Below are 18692 nucleotides of genomic sequence, written 5' to 3' on the forward strand. Positions count from 1 at the left end.
AACCCGGCCGTTCTATTCCTGTTTGAGGATCTCCTCGTAAAGACGGACCGTACGGCGGGCGACGGCGTCCCAGCCGAACTCCCCCACCGCGCGCTCCCGGCCGGCCTCGCCCATCCGCCTGGCGGCCTCGGGGTCGCCGATCACCTGGTCCAGCGCCCGCGCGAGGCCCGCCTCGAAGTCCTCGTCCACGTCGACGAGCAAGCCCGTCCTGCCGTCGTCCACCACCTCGGGGATGCCGCCGACCCGGGAGGCCACGACGGGTGTCCCGCAGGCCATCGCCTCCAGGTTGACGATGCCGAGGGGTTCGTACACCGAAGGGCAGACGAACGCGGCGGCATGGGTGAGAAGTTGGATCACCTCGGGGCGCGGCAGCATCTGCGGGATCCAGCGCACATGCTCGCGGACACGGCTGAGCTCCTGGTAGAGGTCGCGGAACTCCCGGTCGATCTCCGGAGTGTCGGGCGCCCCGGCACACAGCACGACCTGCACGCCCGGGTCGATGTCCCGCACCGCGCGCAGCAGATGCGGCACGCCCTTCTGGCGGGTGATGCGGCCGACGAACAGGAGGTACGGGCGGCCGGTGTCCAGGCCGATGCGGTCGAGCACGTCGGTGCCGTGGTCGGGCCGGTACAGCGTGGTGTCGATGCCGTTGTGCACGACCTGGACCCTGGCCGCGTCCAGCGTCGGATAGCAGGTGAGGATGTCGTCGCGCATGGCCCCGGAGACGGCGATCACGGCGTCGGCGCTCTCGATCGCGGTGCGCTCGGCCCAGCTGGAGAGGGCGTACCCGCCACCGAGTTGCTCGGCCTTCCAGGGGCGCAGCGGCTCCAGCGAGTGCGCGGTCATCACATGCGGTATGCCGTACAGCATCTTGGCGAGATGGCCGCCGAGGTTGGCGTACCAGGTGTGGGAGTGCACCAGCTCGCGGCCTTCGAGTCCGGCGGCCATCGCGAGGTCCACGGAGAAGGTGCGCAGCGCGTCGTTGGCGGTGTCCAGGGCGGCCCAGGAGCGGTGGCGCACCACGCCCACTCCGCGGCCCTCGCCCCAGCAGTGCACCTCGAGGTCGACCAGGGAGCTCAACTCCCGGGCGAGGAACTCGACGTGGACGCCGGCGCCGCCGTACACATCCGGTGGGTACTCCCGGGTCAGCAGTCCGACTCGCACCCGCAACCCCCAGCTCTCGGCGACCGGTTCCCTCATGGTCACCCAGATGCGCCGCGCGCGGAAGAGCGCGGCGGTCGTGTGAAGCAACAGTCACCACACACGCCCCCGCCGGGCACCCGGTAGTAGAGACAGCAGCTGCGCCGCCGGAAGGCGGTGCCGGTGAGGGTGCCGGTGTCCGACAGCAGGGGGTGGGCGAGGAGTTCCGCGGCAAGGGTGCGGGTGCGGGCGGCGGCCTCGCTCCGGCCGTGCAGGCGCGCCCAGTGGTCCAGTTGCCGGGCGGCTCCCGCCAGCGCTGAGGCCGCGTTGCCCCACAGCAGGCCGGGGGCGATCCGGTGGTGCGCCCGCAGGGCCGCCGCCAGCGGGGCGAGATGGCCGTGCAGGACGACGTCCGCGAGGGTCGCGGGCTCCGCGGGCAGCGGGCGGACCCGTGTCAGCCACAGGTCGTCGGGGGCGGAGGCGTCGGGGTCCCAGTGCAGCTGCCCGGGATCCAGGTCGGGCACGCGGCCGTACAGCGCCGCACAGCCGAGCGTCACCGACCACAGCCGGGCCGCCAGCCCCTGCTGGGCCACCGAGGCCGCGATCCGCAACTCGGGGGCACGGAGGACATGGGCGACCTTTTCGACCCGGAAAGTAATAGCATTTCCGTATACAGCGGAAGACCGGTTCTCGTACACGTGGGCGAGCGTCGGCAGTGGCGTGTGTGGCGCTCCGCCCGTCCGTAGTACGAAAAAGCCGCCGAGCGGTCCGAGGGCGGCGAGATCCTGATCGAGGTCCACGAAGAGCAGTAGTACCAAGGTCCCTAGGGGTTCCCACTGGGGGGTGTCCACCCCGTGTCGCCCACCCTGGGGAGGATGGCGCCCGATTCGTACTCCATCGGCAGTAGGACCCATTGACTGCTCTGGGACGACGACGGGAACAGATCGACAAGGCATCGTGTTCGCTATGAAGGCCGACCGTTCGCCGCGCAGGGCTCATCGCCCCCGCCACACGCAGAGGAGCAACTCATGAGTGCCCTCGCGTTGTCCGTTCTCCTCTCGCTCGTCTCCGCCGTCGCCTACGCCGGCGGGGCGATCGTGCAGGAGTACGTGGCGGTGTCCTCGCCCGTTCAGGAGTACGCCCCGCTGCGCCGGCCGACCTGGTGGGCCGCGGTGGCGCTCAACGGCCTCGGCGGACTCCTGCACGTGGTGGCACTCGCGTACGGCCCGCTGAGTCTGGTGCAGCCGCTGGGCGCGCTGACCATCGTGTTCGCGCTGCCGATGGCCGCCCTGTTCGTCGGCCGCAGGGCCGGTGCGACCGCCTGGCGGGGCGCGATCATGGCGACCGTGGGCCTCGCCGGTCTGCTGGCCCTGGTCGGCTCCTCCCACGCGCAGTCCCTGGACGCGGCACAGCGGATCGCCGTCGCCGTGGTCTCCGGCAGCGTCGTCGTGGCCCTGATGATCGCGGGCCGGGCCGCCCACCGGCACCCGGCGGTGCGCAGCATGCTGCTCGCGACCGCCTCCGGCATCGCCTTCGGCATGTCCTCGGTGTTCACGAAGACCGTCGCGGTCGACTGGACCGCCGGCGTCTCCGCGGCCGACATCCCCTCGCTGGCCGTGATCGGCGTCTTCGCCACGGCCGGAATGCTGCTCTCCCAGGCCTCCTACCGCGGCGCCGGACTCGCGGCCCCGCTGGCCACGCTGACCGTCGTGAACCCGGTGGTGGCGGCCGCGGTCGGCATCACGATGTTCGGCGAAACCTTCCGCTACGGCAGCATGGGCACCGCGCTCGCCCTGAGCTGCGGCGTCGTCGCGGCCGGCGGCCTGATCCTGCTGACGACGGAGCGCCTCGCGCGCACCACCGCCGAGGGCGTGCCGCAGCAGCCGGCCGAGACCGTCACCGAGCCGGTCCCCGTCACGGAATCCCCCGAGGAGTCCGTATCCATCGAGGAGTCCGTCGAGGACCTGCTCGCCGCGATCCCCGAGCAGCCGGTGGCGGCACTGCGCGAGGAGATCCTCGTCCCCGCCCAGGTCGGCCCCACCGTCCTCGCGGTGGCCTACGACGAGGACGACGAACGGCCCCCGGACCCTGCCCGCTACCGCTTCTACGGCCCCTTCTACGGCGGCTCGTACGTCCCGTCACCGGACGTCGACCGGCACCGGGTACGCGTCAAATCCTGACGCCACCGGCCCTGAGATACGCGAGAGGGTCGATGTCGGTACCGAATCCGGGCCCTGTCCGCACCTCGAAGTGCAGATGCGGGCCCGTTGCGTTGCCCGTCGACCCGGAGCGGCCGACGCGCTGCCCGCCACCCACGCTCTGTCCCGCCTTCACGGAGATCGCCGAGAGGTGGCCGTACTGGCTGTAGCGGCCGTCGGCGTGCCGGATCACCACCTGGTAGCCGTAGGAGCCGCCCCAGCCGGCGGAGACGACCCGGCCCGCGGCGACCGCCTTCACGGTCGTGCCGGTGGGGACGGGGAAGTCGACGCCGGTGTGGTAGCCCTTCGACCAGGAGGACCCCGCCACGTGGTACGGGGTGCCTATCGGGCCGCTCACGGGAGCGACGAGGGAATGGCTGGTGGTGGCCTTCTCCTCGGTGGCCTCTTTGGTGGCCTCTTTGGTGGCCTCTTTGGTGGCCGAGGAGGCCTTCTCCGCCGAGGGCCTGGAGCCGGCGTGATGCGTGGCGGGGGCCTTCGCCCGCAGGTTCAGCCGCTGCCCCGGAAGGATCAGGTCGGGGTCGTCACCGATGGTCCTCCGGTTCGCGGAGTACAGCCGCTGCCAGCCGCCCCGGACGTGCTCGGTCTCGGCGATCCGGGAGAGGGAGTCACCGCGCACCACGGTGTACATCTCGGCCGTGCCGGCCCGGGACTGGGGCGTGGCCTGCGGCCTCACGTCCTCGACGGAGGTCCTCACGCGGGTCTTCTCAGTGGCGGAGGCCGGGTGGACGTCCGGGCTGCCACCGCCCCGGGTCAGCCCCGCCTTCTGCGAACACACCGGCCAGGCACGCGGCCCCTGCCCCTCCAGGACCTTCTCCGCCACGGCGATCTGCTGGTCCTTGGTGGCCAGATCGGCGCGCCGCGCGTACTTCGCGCCGCCGTAGGACTCCCAGGTGGACTGGGTGAACTGCAGCCCGCCGTAGAAGCCGTTGCCGGTGTTGATGCTCCAGTGGTTCGTCGACTCGCAGGCGGCCACCTTGTTCCAGGTGGACACGTCGGCCGCATGGGCGGTTCCGGTGCCGATCAGCGGGATCGCCATGCCGGCGCCGCCTACTGTGACGGTGAGTGAGGCGCGGTTGATCCTGTTCGGCTGATACCGGCGGTGCCGGCCGCGTACGGCCATGAAGATCCCCCTCGACCTATGCCAGAAGGGCCAAAAGTAAGCGCCACGAACAGGCCATGACAAGACGGCAATCGGCCGCCCTGTCCCTCAAACAAGCAGTGATGCACGCCAGTTGCACAACGGCTGAGGCGGCTGGGGCCCGTCGTGCGTATCTGCCTGCGAAAGTCGTCGACCCCGGACATGCGCTCGGCGTACCGGCAAGTCAGGATGGTCGATGGGGCGATACTGACCTGCACGAGCGGCACCACCGATAACCGGATCCTTTAGGAGCCAACCGAATGAGCAACTCAGCCCAGATCGGCGTCACGGGACTCGCGGTCATGGGCCGCAATCTCGCCCGTAACTTCGCGCGCAACGGCTACACGGTGGCCTTGCACAACCGCACCGTGGCGCGTACGAACGCCCTGGTCGAGGAGTTCGGGCACGAGGGCGACTTCATCGCGGCGGAGACCGCCAAGGAGTTCGTGGCGGCGCTGGAGCGGCCACGGCGCCTGGTCATCATGGTCAAGGCGGGCGATCCGACCGACGCGGTGATCCAGGAGTTCGCCCCGCTCCTGGAGCCCGGCGACATGATCATCGACGGTGGCAACGCGCACTTCGCGGACACCCGGCGCCGGGAGCGTGAACTGCGCGAGCAGGGCATCCACTTCGTCGGCATGGGCGTCTCCGGCGGCGAGGAGGGCGCGCTCAACGGGCCGAGCATCATGCCGGGCGGCCCGAAGGAGTCGTACGACTCGCTCGGCCCGATGCTGGAGAAGATCTCCGCGAAGGCGAAGGACGGCGCGCCCTGCGTGACCCACGTCGGCCCCGACGGCGCCGGGCACTTCGTGAAGATGGTCCACAACGGCATCGAGTACGCCGACATGCAGCTGATCGGCGAGGCGTACCAGCTGCTGCGCGATGTGGCCGGATACTCCCCCTCGCAGATCGCGGAGATCTTCCGCACCTGGAACACGGGCCGTCTGGACTCCTACCTGATCGAGATCACCGCCGAGGTGCTGTCGCACGTGGACGCGGCGACCGGCAAGCCGTTCGTGGACGTGGTGGTGGACCAGGCCGAGCAGAAGGGCACCGGCCGCTGGACCGTGCAGATCGCCCTCGACCTGGGCGTTCCGGTCTCGGGCATCGCGGAGGCGGTCTTCGCCCGCTCGCTGTCGGGTCACGCGGCGCTGCGCGAGGCCTCGCGCGGGCTGGCAGGACCGAAGGCCTCCCCGCTGTCCGAGTCGGAGGCGGGGGCGTTCGCGGACCGTGTGGAGCAGGCCCTCTACGCCTCGAAGATCGTGTCGTACACGCAGGGCTTCCACGAGATCGCGGCCGCCCGCGAGGAGTACGACTGGGACATCGACCTGGGCGCGGTCTCCGCGATCTGGCGCGGCGGCTGCATCATCCGCGCGGCCTTCCTGGACCGCATCCGCTCCGCGTACGACACCCGGGCCGACCTGCCGAGCCTGCTCTCCGACGAGACGTTCGCCCAGGAGATCGCGGACGCCCAGGACGACTGGCGCGAGGTCATCATCGCCGCCACCCGCCAGGGTGTTCCGACGCCCGGCTTCGCCGCGGCGCTCGCCTACTACGACGCCCTGCGCGCGGAGCGGCTGCCGGCCGCGCTGACGCAGGGCCAGCGTGACTTCTTCGGCGCGCACACCTACCGGCGCACGGACCGGGACGGCTCGTTCCACACGCTGTGGGGCGGGGACCGGTCGGAGGTCGACGCGTAGCAGGCAGCGGTACGAGGCGGCGGGCGGCCCGAGCGGCTGCCCGCCGCCTCCTTTGTCTGCCCCGCCTCGCCGACCGCTGCGGTCGAGGCCCTGTCGGCGGGGGTGCCGGGCGGTGATGCGGCAGCCGTACGCCCGTCGTCGGGTTCAGGTCAGCGGCGGACCCGGCTCCGGGCTCGGCACCGGTTCCGGTCCCGGCGGGATCGGCGACGGGGACGGCCCGGGTGTCGGATCCGGGGGCGAGGGCGGGGTGGGTTCCGGGCCCGGCGGTACGGGCGGGGTGGGTTCCGGGCCGGGTGGTGCCGGTGGTGTGGGCTCCGGGCCGGGCGATGGCTGCGGGTCGGGGACCGGCGACGGGTACGGGTCCGGGGGCTGGGGGCCCGGACCGGGCGTGGGACCTGGTGGTACGGGGTCGGGATGCGGATCGGTCATGGTGTCCTCCGGCCAGTCGGTCGACGTCGGCTCTGGACTACTGCCCCGCGTACCCGACGGCCGCCTTCGCACTCACCCGCCCGCAGGACGGCACGCCGCCCGGGTGGGCCTACCCGGCGCGCACGGCCACCGCGGCCGCCGCGAGGCCCGGACGCGGGCTGGACAGCACCGGGACCGCCGTGGTCGTCAACTGCTGGGCCCGGGCCATCGAGCCCTGGGCGAGGACGATCGCGTCGGCGCCGGTGACCGCGTCGGCCGCGGCCGCCACGAGACGCGCGCAGCCCTCGCCGTCACCCGCCGCGAAGCGGTCCCAGGCACCCTCGACGAGCCGGGTCCGCACCTCGACGGGGCGTCCGGCGCGGCGTGCCTCCTCCTCGATCAGGGCCGCTGTCGGCCCGAAGGTGCTCTCCACGCTGGCGAGCACGACGATCCGCGAACCGGCGGCCACCGCGGCGACCGCCATCGGACGGTCGCTGCGCAGCACCGGCACGCCGGGGGTGGCCGCTTCCGCGACGCCGCCGATGGTCGAGCAGGTGCACAGTACGGCCCGCGCACCCTCCCCGACCGCCTTGTCCAATGCGGCCCGCACCTCGTCCGCCACTGCCTCGGGTCCCTCGCGGCGGGCCCGGGCCAGCAGCTCCTCGTCGACGAAGTGCCGCAGTTCCAGGCCCTGGTGGTGCTCGTCGCGCAGAGCCTCGAAGACGGGGATGTGCGCGGGTGAGGTGTGCAGAAGGGCGAGCATGCGGGCGGCAGGCCTTTGTGAGACGGAGCGGGCGGGCTCAGAAGCGACCGGGGTGCGCCACCAGCCACTCCTTCGCCGCCCGCAGCAGTTCCGGGTCGGCGGCCGGCGCCTCGTCGGGGTGGCGTTCGGCCCACTTGGTGACGTACGGGCACAGCGGGGCGACGACGACGCCCTCGCGCCCGGCGATGGCGTACAGCTCGCGCGCCAGTGAACCCGCGATGCCCTTCCCCTCGTGGGCCGGTTCCACGATCGTGTGGACGGGGACCAGGGCGCGCGCGGGCGATTCGAGGACGAAGTACTCGATGTGGCCGACGACTTCGCCGTCCGTACCGTCGCCGATGGCCTCCAGGCGGCCCGCCGCCCGGTCGTCGCGGATCTCGATGTCGCTCATGGGCACGCTCCTGGTTCGAGGGGTCCGAGTGTGGATCAGGCCGGTACGGCCTGCGGGCTGCGCTCCTGGTCCGAGCCCGGTACCGGTTCGGACGGGTCGGCGCCCAGGGCCACGATGCGGTTGTCGCGGTCCACGTGCACGACGCGGGGTTCGAGCGCCCGCGCCTCGGCGTCGGTCACCTGAGCGTAGCTGATGATGATCACCAGGTCGCCGGGATGGACGAGATGGGCGGCCGCCCCGTTGATCCCGATCACACCGGAGCCGCGCTCACCCTCGATGACGTACGTCTCCAGCCGGGCACCGTTGGTGATGTCGACGATGTGCACGAGCTCGCCCGGCAGCAGGTCGGCGGCGTCGAGGAGATCGGCGTCGATGGTCACCGATCCCACGTAGTGCAGGTCGGCCTGGGTGACGGTGGCGCGGTGGATCTTGGACTTGAACAGAGTACGCAGCACTTTGGACTCCTGTTTGACGGCTCCCTGCCTGCTTTGTGCAGGTCAAGGGCGGAATCGACTGTACACCGGGACACGCCGGTCGAGAATTGTGAGGAACATCGCTCCGCTCGGGCGAGACGGCTTCACGCCTGGGCTTTCGCGCCGCACCGGCGCCTGTTCAGGCAATCCTCCAGGAGAGGCCGACGGCTCACGCTGACCAGATGCTGACTTGCCTGACGACACCTCAGGTAGACAAGCGCTATCTCAAGGACCGGGTCCGAGATCTGCGGCCGGCCTATCGGCCCGCGGATCCGGCTTCGCGGACAGTCTTTGGGAGCGGGAGCGGGATGCAGTGTTTGCCCCTTACCGCAGCCCAGTTTTGCCGTGAGTCCACTGCGGGGCATCGCTCAGCTACCCCGCGCGATGGCCCCTTCTCAGTCGTTCTCGTCGTGGATGCGCGCACCCAGATCCTCTGCCCACTCCAGCGCCCACGCCTTGAGTTCTTCGATCTGCCCGGAAGGTGAGCCCGTACGCGGTGTAGTCCTCATCCTCGTACCAGTCCGCGCCGATGAGCCTGTCCCGGAGGTCTTCGAGACTGAACTCGTCGTGGGCGCGACGGCGGCCCAGGGATTCGAGGTCGGCGGTGGAACGGTGGCGGGAGGCGGCCTGGACGTCGATGAGATCACGGACGGTGCCGCGGTCGGCGAGGGCACGGACCTTGGTGCCGATCACGTCATCGAGGGAAAGAACGGGGCCGTAGGGGGTCTGAGCGGGAGGGGCCCAGAACACCTCCTTGAGGACGTCGACCTCGCCCTCCTCGCCGGTGTCCGGATCAGTGACGAGGAAACGGCCGCTGAGCGGATCGGTCTGGACGTGGGTGGTCCGCCATCCGCGCGTGCTGAGACCCGCTGTGAGTGAGGCGACGATCTCCTGCATCGGAGCACAGATCCGCAAGGCCGGACGCCGACGACTCATCGCTCTGATCCGCCCGAAGGCACCCGGCATGGCCGAGCGTCTGATCGACGACATCTTCACCGCGCTCGACGAGCAGAGCGTCGTCGTTCCGGGAACGGATGCGGCCGCGCTGATGGTCCCCAGCCTCGCCTCCTCGCTCCAGGCAGTGCTCGACCAGCGCAAACTGCTGGCCCACCGGATCGAGGAACTGCTGGAGGCAAGGTCCTGATGTCCATGCCCGGCATCGGCATCAGGACCGGAGCCCGCATCCTCATCGACGTCGGCGACGGCACCGCGTTCCCGTCCGCCGCCTACGCCGGCCTCGCCCCAGCGACCCGGACCTCCGGCTCGTCCATCCGCGGCGAACAGCCCTCACAGAGAGGAAACAAGCACTCAAACGGGCCTTCGTCCTCTCCGCATCCGCCGCCCTGGCCAACCCCGCCTCCCGCACCTACTACGACAAGAAGATCGCCCAGGGAAAGCACCACATCCAGGCCATCCTCTGCCTCGCCCGATGCCGAGCAGACGTGCTCTTCGCGATGCTCCGCGACGACACCTTCTACCAACCACCCACCCCGATCACCCCTCGACCAAAGTCATAGGGCCCCCGCGACGGCGATGCGCTGCTGCTGGCCGCCTACGAGGCTCGTCCACGAGCACGGTTCCGTGGCCATTCGGGAGCTTATCGTGGCGAGAAAGGTCTTAGTATGCCGAGACGCTGCATTTCGACGATGTGCTCTGCCGTGCGACGCGGGGCTTCACCGCCGGTCACCAGCACACCCGCCTCGATGTTGCGCCGGGCGGCAGACTCAGTCAGGTTGGCGCTGCCGAGCAGGAGAGTGCGGCGGTCAGCGACCGCAAGCTTGGCGTGCTGGCGTGACCGGCCCTGTTTCGTCTGATCCCGCGCCCAGACCCACAGCTGCAGGCCGGGCACAGACGCGAACGCTTCGGCCGGTTCCCTCCCTGAGAGCAGGCCAGCGGCCCCGGCCAAGGTTTCGACCACGACGTGCATCCTGACGCCCCTGCCCGCAGCTTCTGTCAGAGCCCTTGTCAGGGCGGGATACGGACGAGCCGCGTACGTCATCGCCAACAGCTCGTGCCGCGCCTCGTTGATGACCTCGACCAGAACCTGAGCGGTCGCCCGCACAGGCACCGCCGGTGTCGAAGGACCGCTCCACACCGTGCGCACCCGGACAGTGTCCCGGGCCTTCCGCCGGGCGGCGACATAGCCACGCAGGTAGGCAGCCGCCTCGGAGGGAGGCACGGACTCCGCCTCCATGGCGTCGTAGAGCGCCGCGACAGCAGCGCTGACTCCCGGAGTCGTCAGTTCGGTGAGTATCCGTTCCCTGGTGCGTCCCCGGGCGAGCAGGCCGGCGAGGTCCTTGCTGCGGGAGAGGCCGAGAGCCTCGATGGCGGCCTCGGCGGCACCCTCGAACGCGGGTCGGCTCACGGCAGCAGACCCACCGGCGTGAGCACCGGATCCTGGTCTCCGGTGAGTGGGACGAGGAACCGGCGGTCCAGAAACCTGTTGCCGCGTTCGCAGGTGGTCTCCGACACGAACAGACAGACATGGCACGCGGCTCCGTGGAGGAAGTCCGCCGGGTCCTGCGGCAGGCGCTCGGCGCAGAGCGGGTCTGCCGAGCAGTGGCGGGCGTCGGTCAGAGCGCGACGTACGATCCGGTCGAACTCCCGCTCTTCGGCCAGGGACACCAGACCTCCCAAGGTGCCCTCGGAGTCGGGGACGGCGGTGTAGATGAGGATGCCCGTCCTCGGATTCTGTTCGTCGCCCGCGTAGATCCGCTCGGCCAGCGAGGCGGAGTTGTATCCGCACTCCAGGGCGATGGTGCGGATCAGCAGGTGGGAGAGGGTGTGCAGGGCGATGTACCGCGCTCCGGGCCAACCGGAGTAGGGGTCGAAGTCGCTCGTCTTGCGGTCCGACTTCCGGTTGGCGCGGAACCGTGCGTACGCCTGTCTGTGCGCGTCCATCTGCGGTGACTTCTCCATACGGGCGGCCCATTCGGCCATCAGACCGTCCCGTACGCGCAGAAAGACGCCCTCGCCGCGCACCTCGCTGGCCGGCACCCAGTTCCGGACCCCGCGGGACAGCTCGACACGCGTGGCGATCTCCGGGGATTCGGGGTCGGGCGCGTCGAGCCGGGTGAACCCGATCAGTGCCCGTGCCTCACGCAGCCGCTCGACCTGCCTGACGTGGGAGAACAGTTCGCTCAGACGGGCCGGTACGGGCATTTGCCGGAGTGCGAAGTCGTCGCTGGGCGTGGGAACCGGGCCGGAGAGTGCGTCCCATTCGGGTCCGAAGAGGTCCGCCTGGACGTCGGGGGCGGAGGGGGCCGGCCCCGTGGCTCCCTGCTTGCGGGCCGTGATCGCCGCGACGACCCCGTCGGCGTCGAACTCTTTGAGGAAGGTGAACTTGGGCATACTCGCCATGAAGTCGAACTGGCCCCGGTCGTTGATCACTTCAAGGTCGGGCCAGTGGTCGTCCAGGAGCTTGTCGATGTCTCCGCCCGGTGCCTTGGGCAGGGCCAGGGCGCTGAGGGTGAGCGGGAACCACTGGTTGGACGCGCCCGCCACCATCAGGACCGGTTCCTGTGTGCAGCCGTTCGTCTCGTAGGTGCCGAGATGTGGGTGCCGTCCACGGCAGCTGGGCAGGTTGCGCCGGCCGCGTTCACCCATGGCTTCCCGGATGTTGCGTTTCGCCCCGCAGGCGACACACTCGATGGTGACGTTGGCGGCCTGGTTGCCGCCGTGGTCCTTCATGCGCAGCTTCGGGCGCGGCGTCTTGCCGCAGGCCTGCCCGCGGTGCACGTAGGGGGTGTACGGGAATTCGTCGAGATGGCCTGCGGTGCACACGAGGGTGAAGCGAGCTGCCACGGCCAGCGGCTTGCCCCGCTTGCAATCGTGGACGAACTTCGCCTCGTGCGGCGTCCGCGGGTTGGCGTTGACGAAGGCGAACTCGCCTGAGTCGATCGCGGCCAGCACGTTGCACGCGGTGCAGCGCAGCCACTGCGGGAACGGCGTGACGGGCACTCCGACGCCCTGGGCCGCCCAGCCCTTCGGGTCCGCGTCGGCGCCCTCCAGCCAGGGAGCGGCACGCAACTGCTCGATCTGGCCTCGTCCGTAGCGTTGGAGCGACCGGTTGACGGCGGCGCGCAGCCGGGGTTCGTCGATGTCGTAGTCGGTGACTCCGGAGTGACTCCAGGAGTCGATGCCCCGGATCAGGACGGAGAAGTTGGGCAGGTCGACGAGGGCGCCGATCCCGGCGGTGAACATGAGGTGGCTGGGCCGTACGGCGCCGACTCTGCGGTTGCTGCCCTGGTTGCTCATCGCTGTGCCTTCCTGACCGTGTCGGCCGTGACGGGCCCGTACTCGTCGCTGTCCACGGTGCTCGCCGTCTCCGGGTCGGTGTCGGAGTCGGAGTCGGCGCCGGACGTGCCGAACGTCCAGTCGGGTCCGTCGCCGGAGGGTTCCTCCAGGAACGCGCCGCCGCCGGGAAGGAGCAGGTTGATCTCGTTCTCCGTCTCACGCATCGACATGCCGACGGTCAGCTCGGTCCACCGGGACCCGTCCGCCCGTCGCAGCAGGCCGTTCACGACGGTCGTCTTGTGCTTCTCCTTGCGGTAGGCGAGGGCAGAACTGCTCTCGTCGCGTTTGCGGCGCCATTCGTCCTTGAGCCGGTCCAGACGTTCGCTCAGGTACTCGCGGGCCCGGTCTCTCCCCACCCGTTCGGCGCGGTCGAGCAGCCGCCGTTCGACCTCCTGTGCGACCGGTCCGTCGAGGTCGACGTGGTGGGCGTCGAGGTTGCGCGAGGAGTCGTAGGCCGCGTGACGCAGGGCGGCGACATAGGTGGCGGCGACACCGCGGTCGAGCGCCCGGCGCGTATAGGGGGTGACGGAGAGCGCCTCCACCTGACGGTAGAACGTCGCGTGATAGTGCTCGAAGTCCTCGTAGTGGGCGAGGTCGCGGGGGCGTGACCAGTTGTAGAGGGTCACCACCAGGCCCGGACGGGCGGCGTCACGGCCCACTCGCGAGGACGCCTGGATGTATTCGGCGGTGTTCTTGGGCTGGCCCACGACGAGCATCAGCCCGAAGCGGGAGACGTCGACACCGACCTGGAGCATGGAGGTCGCGAGGACGACGTCGACGGCCTGTCTCACCGTTGGTGTCATGGACGCGCGGGGTTCACGCTTGTCCTTCATGGCGGCGGCGTACTCGCGCAGGAAGGCCCGCCTGCGCACCGAGGTGTCCCGCTCGGGGTCGAACTCGATCTCCAGCCGCTTCAGGGCCGCGCCGACGTCCGAGGAGGAGATGCGTGAGGTCAGTTCCTGGATGCCGAGCATCCCGGCCCTGCTGACGATGCGGTCCGACAGCGTGTCCTGGCCCTTGCGGCTGCCGTTGGACCGCACACGGGTGGTGATGTCGTCATCCATGTACCGCCGCATGCCGGCGAGTTCACGGGTCGCGTTGAAGTAGCCGACAAGCGTCATGTACGGGTCCGCCGGCCTGCCGTAGTCGTCGAAGAGCTGCTGAGCGGCGAGCAGCAGGATCTCCGCGACACGGATCTCGGCGGCCTTGAGTCGGGTGCCGTGGGCGCAGACGCCGAGGTAGCGGCGGCCGGGGTTCTCCCGGGACAGGTCGACCTGCCGGGAGAAGAAGGTGTCGCCGACGTCCAGCACCTGGGGAGGGAAGACGGCGACCTTGCGGCCGAAGACACCGAGCACCTGGTCGGCGGCGCGCTTGGTGGTCGCGGTGGAGGCCACGATCTCGGGGCCGACTTCGTGACGTCCGCCGTGCGCGTCGGTGAAGCTCCACGTGCACAATTGGTCGACGGCCGCTTCGAAGAGGCCCACGGTGGTGCCGAGGGCTCCGGAGATCAGGTGCAGCTCGTCCTGGATGATCAGGTCCGGAGGCCGCAGGCGCGTGACGGGCTGGGCGGTGACGCCGGGCAGGTCACCTCGGGCGTTGTGGCGGGCACCGCAGCCCGTCTTGGTGTCCAGGTCGTCGTGGCGGTAGCCGTGGCGGGGACACAAATCGGTGACCCTGCCGAACAGCAGCCCGGAGTAGCCGTTCCAGGGAAGCTGGGCGAGCTTGTCGACCGTGGCGATCAGCAGTGAGGGGGCCAGCCGGTAGATCTCCTCGTCGACGGTGAGCACCGGGATGCCCTCGCCGAGCGCCTCGCGACGGGAGAAGGGGCAGCGGTCCTCCCCCTCGCCGCGGGGGCAGTAAAGCAGGACCCTGCGGCGGCCTTCGTCGTACTCCATGTTCGAGCGGGCGGTCAGTCCGCTGCCGCACCAGGGACAGGTGAGGACCTGCAGGACACGGGCGTGCTTGTCGCTGGCGTTCTCCTTGGCCTCGGCGATCTGTTCCTTGGCCTCGTCGAACCAGTTCGGTGAGACGGAGGTCCCCACCCAGAGCCCGATACGGAACGGGGTGGACCCCCAGCGCAGGTCCCGCGCGAACTCCTCGCGTCGCAGGACCTCGCAGGCGCTCACCAGGGCGGCGGCGCGCTGAAACTGCTGAGCGGTCAGCAACCGCAAGGTGTAGCGCATGAGAACACCCACGCCCGCCTCACCGCTGCGGGCCTCCGCACCGGAGCCGAAGGTGCCCTGGAGGCGCCTCAAGGCGAAGGTGTAGGCGGCGAGTCCGAGATACGCCTCCGTCTTGCCGCCACCGGTCGGGAAGAACAGCAGGTCGACGAGGGCTTCACGACCGGTGCCACGGTGCGGGTGTCCGGGCTGAGTGAGAGAGTCGATGTTCAGTAGGACGAAGGCGAGCTGGAACGGGCGCCAGCTGGCCGCCGCCTTGCCCTTGCCGTGTACCTCGTCGAAGGCCTCCTGGTAGGACCGGGGGTCGTACTCGCGGCCGGCGCGGGCGGCCGCGATGGCCGTGTTGCGGCGCTGCAGGGCCATGGCCCGGTTGGCGAATCGGAAGGCCAGCAGGGCCGTCTCGTCTGCCACGAGCCGGTCGATGCCGAGGGTGATGCGATCGCAGACCTCGAGCGCCTGCTCGATGGCAGTCTCGGCCGCCGCTCGCAGGTCCTCGGGGAGCGCGGCGGCACTGCGGCGCTGCTGCTCCAGCCACGTGCCGTAGCCATCGGCCAACGGGGCCAAGGCGGCACTGAGTTCGGCACGTCGGGCGGGCACGGCGAGGGCCGCCAGCTCGTCCATTCCCAATTCCAGCCCCTGAAGAAGGTCCTGCTCCTCGAGTGCCGGTGCGGTGGTGGCTCTGACGTCGTACTCGGGAAGCCAGACGGTGGTAAGCCGGTGCGCGTTGCGCTCTCCGTCGCGGACGTGCGCGTGAACGGCGACATTGCGGCCTGTGGCATGGCTGAGGCTGTCCCGGTAGAGCAGACGCAGCCGCCGCTCCTCGGCGTCCTCGGGCGCGTTGCCGTGGCTCGCGGGGTCGAGGGGGTCGTCGACCGGCAGGAAGACGGCCGCCTGGTCGTCGGGAAAGGCGGTGACGTCGATCTCGGTCTGGAAGAGCCAGTGCGCGTCGCGGGCGTCCGCGCTGTCCTGCTGCCGGTTCACCAAGGCGAGTTCCACTATGCGCAGGTCCTCGACGCCCGTGCGGCCCGTGTGCCGGCGTACCTGCACGTCGAGGACCACGCTGTCGCCGTCGAGCTGAACGGTGCGGTCGGCCCCGTCGGTCACGTCGATGTCCACCAGGCGCTCGACCGGCTCACGTGACCAGACCCGGCGTGTCGTCCCCCGCTCGGTGGCCTCGCCCGACTGGCTGTAGCGGCCCCAGCGGACAGTGGCGCTGAGTGTGCCGACCGAGGCCGCGGCGGTGAAGGACAGTCCCATGGAGGATGCCCAAATGTGTCCGGCGGCCTGGGAACTCAGCCGGTCCTGCAGGCCGCTGTCGTCACCTTCCTGCTCGTCGCCCGACTCGCCGTCCGCGCCCTGGGCGGCCGCACGGGCGATCCGGTCCGCGGTGACGGCCTGCGGGCGCGGGCCGAGCATGCCGACCAGATACCGGTCGCGGGGACCCGAGGAGGCGCTCGGCAGGGTTTCCGTCTCTCCGTCCCAGGGACCCAGCAGATCCCGGCGGATGTAGTGCACGAGCGCGTCGCGCACCGCGTAGGAGTCCCCGGGGCGGAACGTCTGGGGTACTTCGTCGAGCGGGTGCGGAACAGCGGCCTGGGCAGGCTGGGCCGGCATGCGGTGGGTCCTTCCGGACAGGGCCGTGGGAACACGGATGTGCGTCGTTGGTGTGACAGCACGAGAAATATAGACCCGTTGACTCAGTTCACACAACGAATGAGGAAGGTCCCTCGCTCGGCGCTCCGTCGGTCTCTAGGCTGGTGCCCGCCCACTGCCTGTCTGCGACCCGAGGACCTCCATGCCCCGCCTCGCCCTCTCCGACGACTTCGTCACGGATCTGATCTCCCTGCAGAGACCTGTCCAGAAGGAGGTCAACGACGCGATCCGGATGTTCCGAAGCCTGACCGTGCCTCAGCTCCACGCCAGCAAGGGAATGCATCTGGAGAAGCTCGAGCGGGCGCGCGATCCCCGGATCCGTACCATCCGGGTCACCAGGTTCTACCGCGGTGTTCTCCTCGCCCCGGACGACGGGAGCGAGTTGTTCACCCTCCTCAGGGTGGCACCCCACGACGAGGCGATCAACTGGGCCTGCAAGCGCGCCTACTCGGTGAACAGCGCCACCGGAGGCCTGGAGGTCCGCAACGTCGAGGCACTCGAGCAGATGGAGACCTACTTCGAGACGAAGGCGGGCCGGACCCCTGCCAGGCTCTTCGCTCAGCACTCCGACACCGTCCTGCGTGACCTCGGCATCGACGAGCAGGTCCTGCGGCTGGCGCGCGTGTGCGTCACCGCCGAGGACCTGGCGGTCATGGCGCCCCCCATGATGCCCGCCGATCAATACGAGGTACTGGAATACCTGGCGGCCGACTACTCCCCCGAGGACGTCTGGGAACAACTGATCGCCCCGCGCGGGCAGACGGTGAGGACGGCGGAGGACCGACCGGCCGTCACGCTCAGCGAAGCGATCCTCAACACGCCCGACCGGATCGTCGAGGTGACCGGCCCCGGCGAGCTGGAGCGGATCCTCACCGAGGACTTCACCCGCTGGCGGGTCTTCCTGCATCCCGCCCAGCGCAGGTACGCCTACCACGCGGGCTTCAACGGGCCGGCCCAGGTGACGGGCGGCCCCGGCACCGGCAAGACGGTCGTCGCTCTGCACCGGGTGAGGCACCTGTTGCGCACGGGAGACGAGGACGACCGGATCCTGCTCACCACGTTCACCAACGCGATGGCGGCCGCCCTGCGGGACAGCCTGGCCCTCCTGCTCGGCGACGCGGACGCGCGGCTGCTCGACCGTGTCGACGTCACGACGGTGGACTCGCTGGCCGCCCGGGTCCTCCGGGAAGTCAGGGGCGGCTCGCCGAAACCGCTGTCGGCCGCGGCGGAGAAGAGCGCGTGGACCCGCGCCGCCGCCCGCGAGGACCTGCCCTGGTCGGAGCGATTCCTGTCCCAGGAGTTCCGGGGCGTCGTACTGGCGCAGGGGCTGCGCACGCCGGAGGAGTACCTGAGATGTGTGCGCAGAGGGCGCGGTACACCGGTAGGACGAGTCCAACGGGCCCGTCTGTGGCGGGTCATGGAGAAGTTCACGGGGGATCTGGCCTCCCGCGACTCCGCGACGTACACCATGGTGTGCGACCAGGCCGCCCGGATCCTGGCCGAGCGGGGGCCGCGCTACCGCCACGTCGTGGTGGACGAGGCGCAGGACCTGCACCCGGCGCAGTGGCGGGTGCTGCGTGCCTGCGTGGCCGAGCAGGCCGATGACCTGTTCCTCGTGGGCGACCCCCACCAGCGCATCTACGATTCCCGGGTCTCGCTGCGATCCCTGGGCATCAACGTGCGGGGGCGGACGTCGCGGCTGCGCCTCAACTACCGCAGCACGGAGGAGATTCTGCGCTGGTCCGCATCCCTCCTGGACGGCCAGCCGGTGGGCCGGCTCGGTGAGGACGACGAGGACGACGGCGGGCGGGACTCGCTGCGGGGCTACCGTTCCGAGCTGCACGGCCGTGTCCCGGTGGCTCGCGGGCATGGCAGTCAGGACGACGAACTGCGCGCGCTGGTGGAGCAGATCCGCACCTGGGTCGAGCAGGACGGCGTGAAGCCGTCCGAAGTGGCGGTGTGCGCCCGGTTCAACACACTGGTCGACGCCGTGATCACCCGCCTGCGCCGGGAAGGCCTCCCCGCTGTCGCCGTCAAGGACGATCCCGGGCCGAAGGTTTCGGGGGTACGCGTGGCGACGATGCACGCCATGAAGGGGCTGGAATTCCGCTGTGTGGCCGTGGTGGGCGTGACGGCCAACGCCTTGCCGTTCGCCCCGCAGGTGACGCCGGCCGACGAGGACCCCGTGCAGCACCGCTCGGACCTGCTGGCCGAGCACTGTCTGCTCTTCGTGGCCTGTACGCGGGCGCGCGACGCGCTGGCGATCTCCTGGAGCGGTGAGCGGAGCCCCATGCTGGACCCGGTCACCGGCTGAGCCGCACCGGGCCCTGT

12 protein-coding genes and 2 pseudogenes are annotated in these 18692 nt (G+C 70.4%); 4 read left to right on the top strand and 10 right to left on the bottom strand.

The annotated features are described in order from the left end of the window. Window positions 1-12: 12 nt before the first annotated feature. The gene (glgA, locus tag ACWC1K_RS03755) at window positions 13-1164 is read right to left on the bottom strand and encodes a glycogen synthase (protein ID WP_450828713.1); all 1152 of its coding nucleotides are present in this window, start codon (window positions 1162-1164) and stop codon (window positions 13-15) included. A 38-nt stretch (window positions 1165-1202) separates the two neighbouring features. Beyond that, window positions 1203-1958 carry a (2Fe-2S)-binding protein gene (locus ACWC1K_RS03760; RefSeq protein WP_450828606.1) on the bottom strand — a complete coding sequence of 252 codons (756 nt, stop codon included), beginning with the start codon at window positions 1956-1958 and terminating at the stop codon, window positions 1203-1205. 210 nt (window positions 1959-2168) lie between these two features. Here ACWC1K_RS03760 and ACWC1K_RS03765 point away from each other — a divergent pair, with 210 nt between their 5' ends. After that, a complete protein-coding gene (locus ACWC1K_RS03765; protein WP_450828608.1) occupies window positions 2169-3320 on the top strand; it encodes a DMT family transporter in 1152 nt (383 codons plus the stop codon). On the opposite strand, the gene ACWC1K_RS03770 is transcribed toward ACWC1K_RS03765, so the two are convergent. Next, a complete protein-coding gene (locus tag ACWC1K_RS03770) occupies window positions 3310-4479 on the bottom strand; it encodes a transglycosylase family protein (protein ID WP_450828610.1) in 1170 nt (389 codons plus the stop codon). The two genes, ACWC1K_RS03765 and ACWC1K_RS03770, sit on opposite strands and share 11 nt — an antisense overlap. Before the next feature lie 278 nt (window positions 4480-4757). On the opposite strand from ACWC1K_RS03770, the gene gndA reads away from it, so the two are divergent. Beyond that, window positions 4758-6197, top strand: coding sequence for an NADP-dependent phosphogluconate dehydrogenase (gene gndA / locus ACWC1K_RS03775; protein ID WP_450828612.1), 1440 nt, complete (start codon window positions 4758-4760; stop codon window positions 6195-6197). A 538-nt stretch (window positions 6198-6735) separates the two neighbouring features. Here gndA and ACWC1K_RS03780 read toward each other — a convergent pair. The 4 genes and pseudogenes from ACWC1K_RS03780 to ACWC1K_RS03795 all read right to left on the bottom strand — a co-directional run. Further along, on the bottom strand, window positions 6736-7368 hold the full coding sequence (locus tag ACWC1K_RS03780) for an arylsulfatase (protein ID WP_450828614.1): 633 nt from the start codon (window positions 7366-7368) through the stop codon (window positions 6736-6738). 37 nt (window positions 7369-7405) lie between these two features. Then, window positions 7406-7759 carry a GNAT family N-acetyltransferase gene (locus ACWC1K_RS03785; RefSeq protein ID WP_351465087.1) on the bottom strand — a complete coding sequence of 118 codons (354 nt, stop codon included), beginning with the start codon at window positions 7757-7759 and terminating at the stop codon, window positions 7406-7408. 35 nt (window positions 7760-7794) lie between these two features. Beyond that, on the bottom strand, window positions 7795-8214 hold the full coding sequence (gene panD, locus ACWC1K_RS03790) for an aspartate 1-decarboxylase (protein ID WP_099932992.1): 420 nt from the start codon (window positions 8212-8214) through the stop codon (window positions 7795-7797). Between the two features lie 413 nt (window positions 8215-8627). Next, a pseudogene (locus ACWC1K_RS03795) lies at window positions 8628-9135 on the bottom strand (nucleotidyl transferase AbiEii/AbiGii toxin family protein); the annotation flags it as partial. Here ACWC1K_RS03795 and ACWC1K_RS03800 point away from each other — a divergent pair. Then, window positions 9080-9749, top strand: a pseudogene (locus ACWC1K_RS03800) (transposase); the annotation flags it as partial. The pseudogenes ACWC1K_RS03795 and ACWC1K_RS03800 sit on opposite strands and share 56 nt — an antisense overlap. An 80-nt stretch (window positions 9750-9829) precedes the next feature. Here the strand turns inward: ACWC1K_RS03800 and drmC are convergent. Genes drmC through drmA form a run of 3 tightly spaced genes read right to left on the bottom strand, consistent with a single transcriptional unit; the run spans window position 9830 to window position 16322 of the window. Further along, window positions 9830-10597, bottom strand: a complete 768-nt coding sequence (gene drmC, locus ACWC1K_RS03805) for a DISARM system phospholipase D-like protein DrmC (protein WP_450828616.1) — start codon at window positions 10595-10597, stop codon at window positions 9830-9832. Next, window positions 10594-12489 (bottom strand): DrmB family protein, encoded by a 1896-nt coding sequence (drmB, locus tag ACWC1K_RS03810; protein WP_450828618.1) that lies wholly within the window; start codon window positions 12487-12489, stop codon window positions 10594-10596. Before drmB ends, drmC begins: the two co-directional genes overlap by 4 nt. Then, window positions 12486-16322 carry a DISARM system helicase DrmA gene (gene drmA / locus ACWC1K_RS03815; protein ID WP_450828620.1) on the bottom strand — a complete coding sequence of 1279 codons (3837 nt, stop codon included), beginning with the start codon at window positions 16320-16322 and terminating at the stop codon, window positions 12486-12488. The genes drmB and drmA overlap by 4 nt, the downstream gene beginning before the upstream one ends. A 181-nt stretch (window positions 16323-16503) precedes the next feature. Between drmA and ACWC1K_RS03820 the strand changes: the two genes are divergently transcribed. Beyond that, window positions 16504-18675 (top strand): UvrD-helicase domain-containing protein, encoded by a 2172-nt coding sequence (locus ACWC1K_RS03820; protein ID WP_450828622.1) that lies wholly within the window; start codon window positions 16504-16506, stop codon window positions 18673-18675. Window positions 18676-18692 lie beyond the last annotated feature (17 nt).

Source organism: Streptomyces sp. NPDC001492, from assembly GCF_053597275.1.

Coding starts and splice junctions, on each gene's coding strand:
- ACWC1K_RS03765 (WP_450828608.1), top strand. CDS start 2,169: ATGAGTGCCCTCGCGTTGTCCGTTCTCCTCTCGCTCGTCTCCGCCGTC.
- ACWC1K_RS03770 (WP_450828610.1), bottom strand. CDS start 4,479: ATGGCCGTACGCGGCCGGCACCGCCGGTATCAGCCGAACAGGATCAAC.
- gndA (WP_450828612.1), top strand. CDS start 4,758: ATGAGCAACTCAGCCCAGATCGGCGTCACGGGACTCGCGGTCATGGGC.
- ACWC1K_RS03780 (WP_450828614.1), bottom strand. CDS start 7,368: ATGCTCGCCCTTCTGCACACCTCACCCGCGCACATCCCCGTCTTCGAG.
- ACWC1K_RS03785 (WP_351465087.1), bottom strand. CDS start 7,759: ATGAGCGACATCGAGATCCGCGACGACCGGGCGGCGGGCCGCCTGGAG.
- drmB (WP_450828618.1), bottom strand. CDS start 12,489: ATGAGCAACCAGGGCAGCAACCGCAGAGTCGGCGCCGTACGGCCCAGC.
- drmA (WP_450828620.1), bottom strand. CDS start 16,322: ATGCCGGCCCAGCCTGCCCAGGCCGCTGTTCCGCACCCGCTCGACGAA.
- ACWC1K_RS03820 (WP_450828622.1), top strand. CDS start 16,504: ATGCCCCGCCTCGCCCTCTCCGACGACTTCGTCACGGATCTGATCTCC.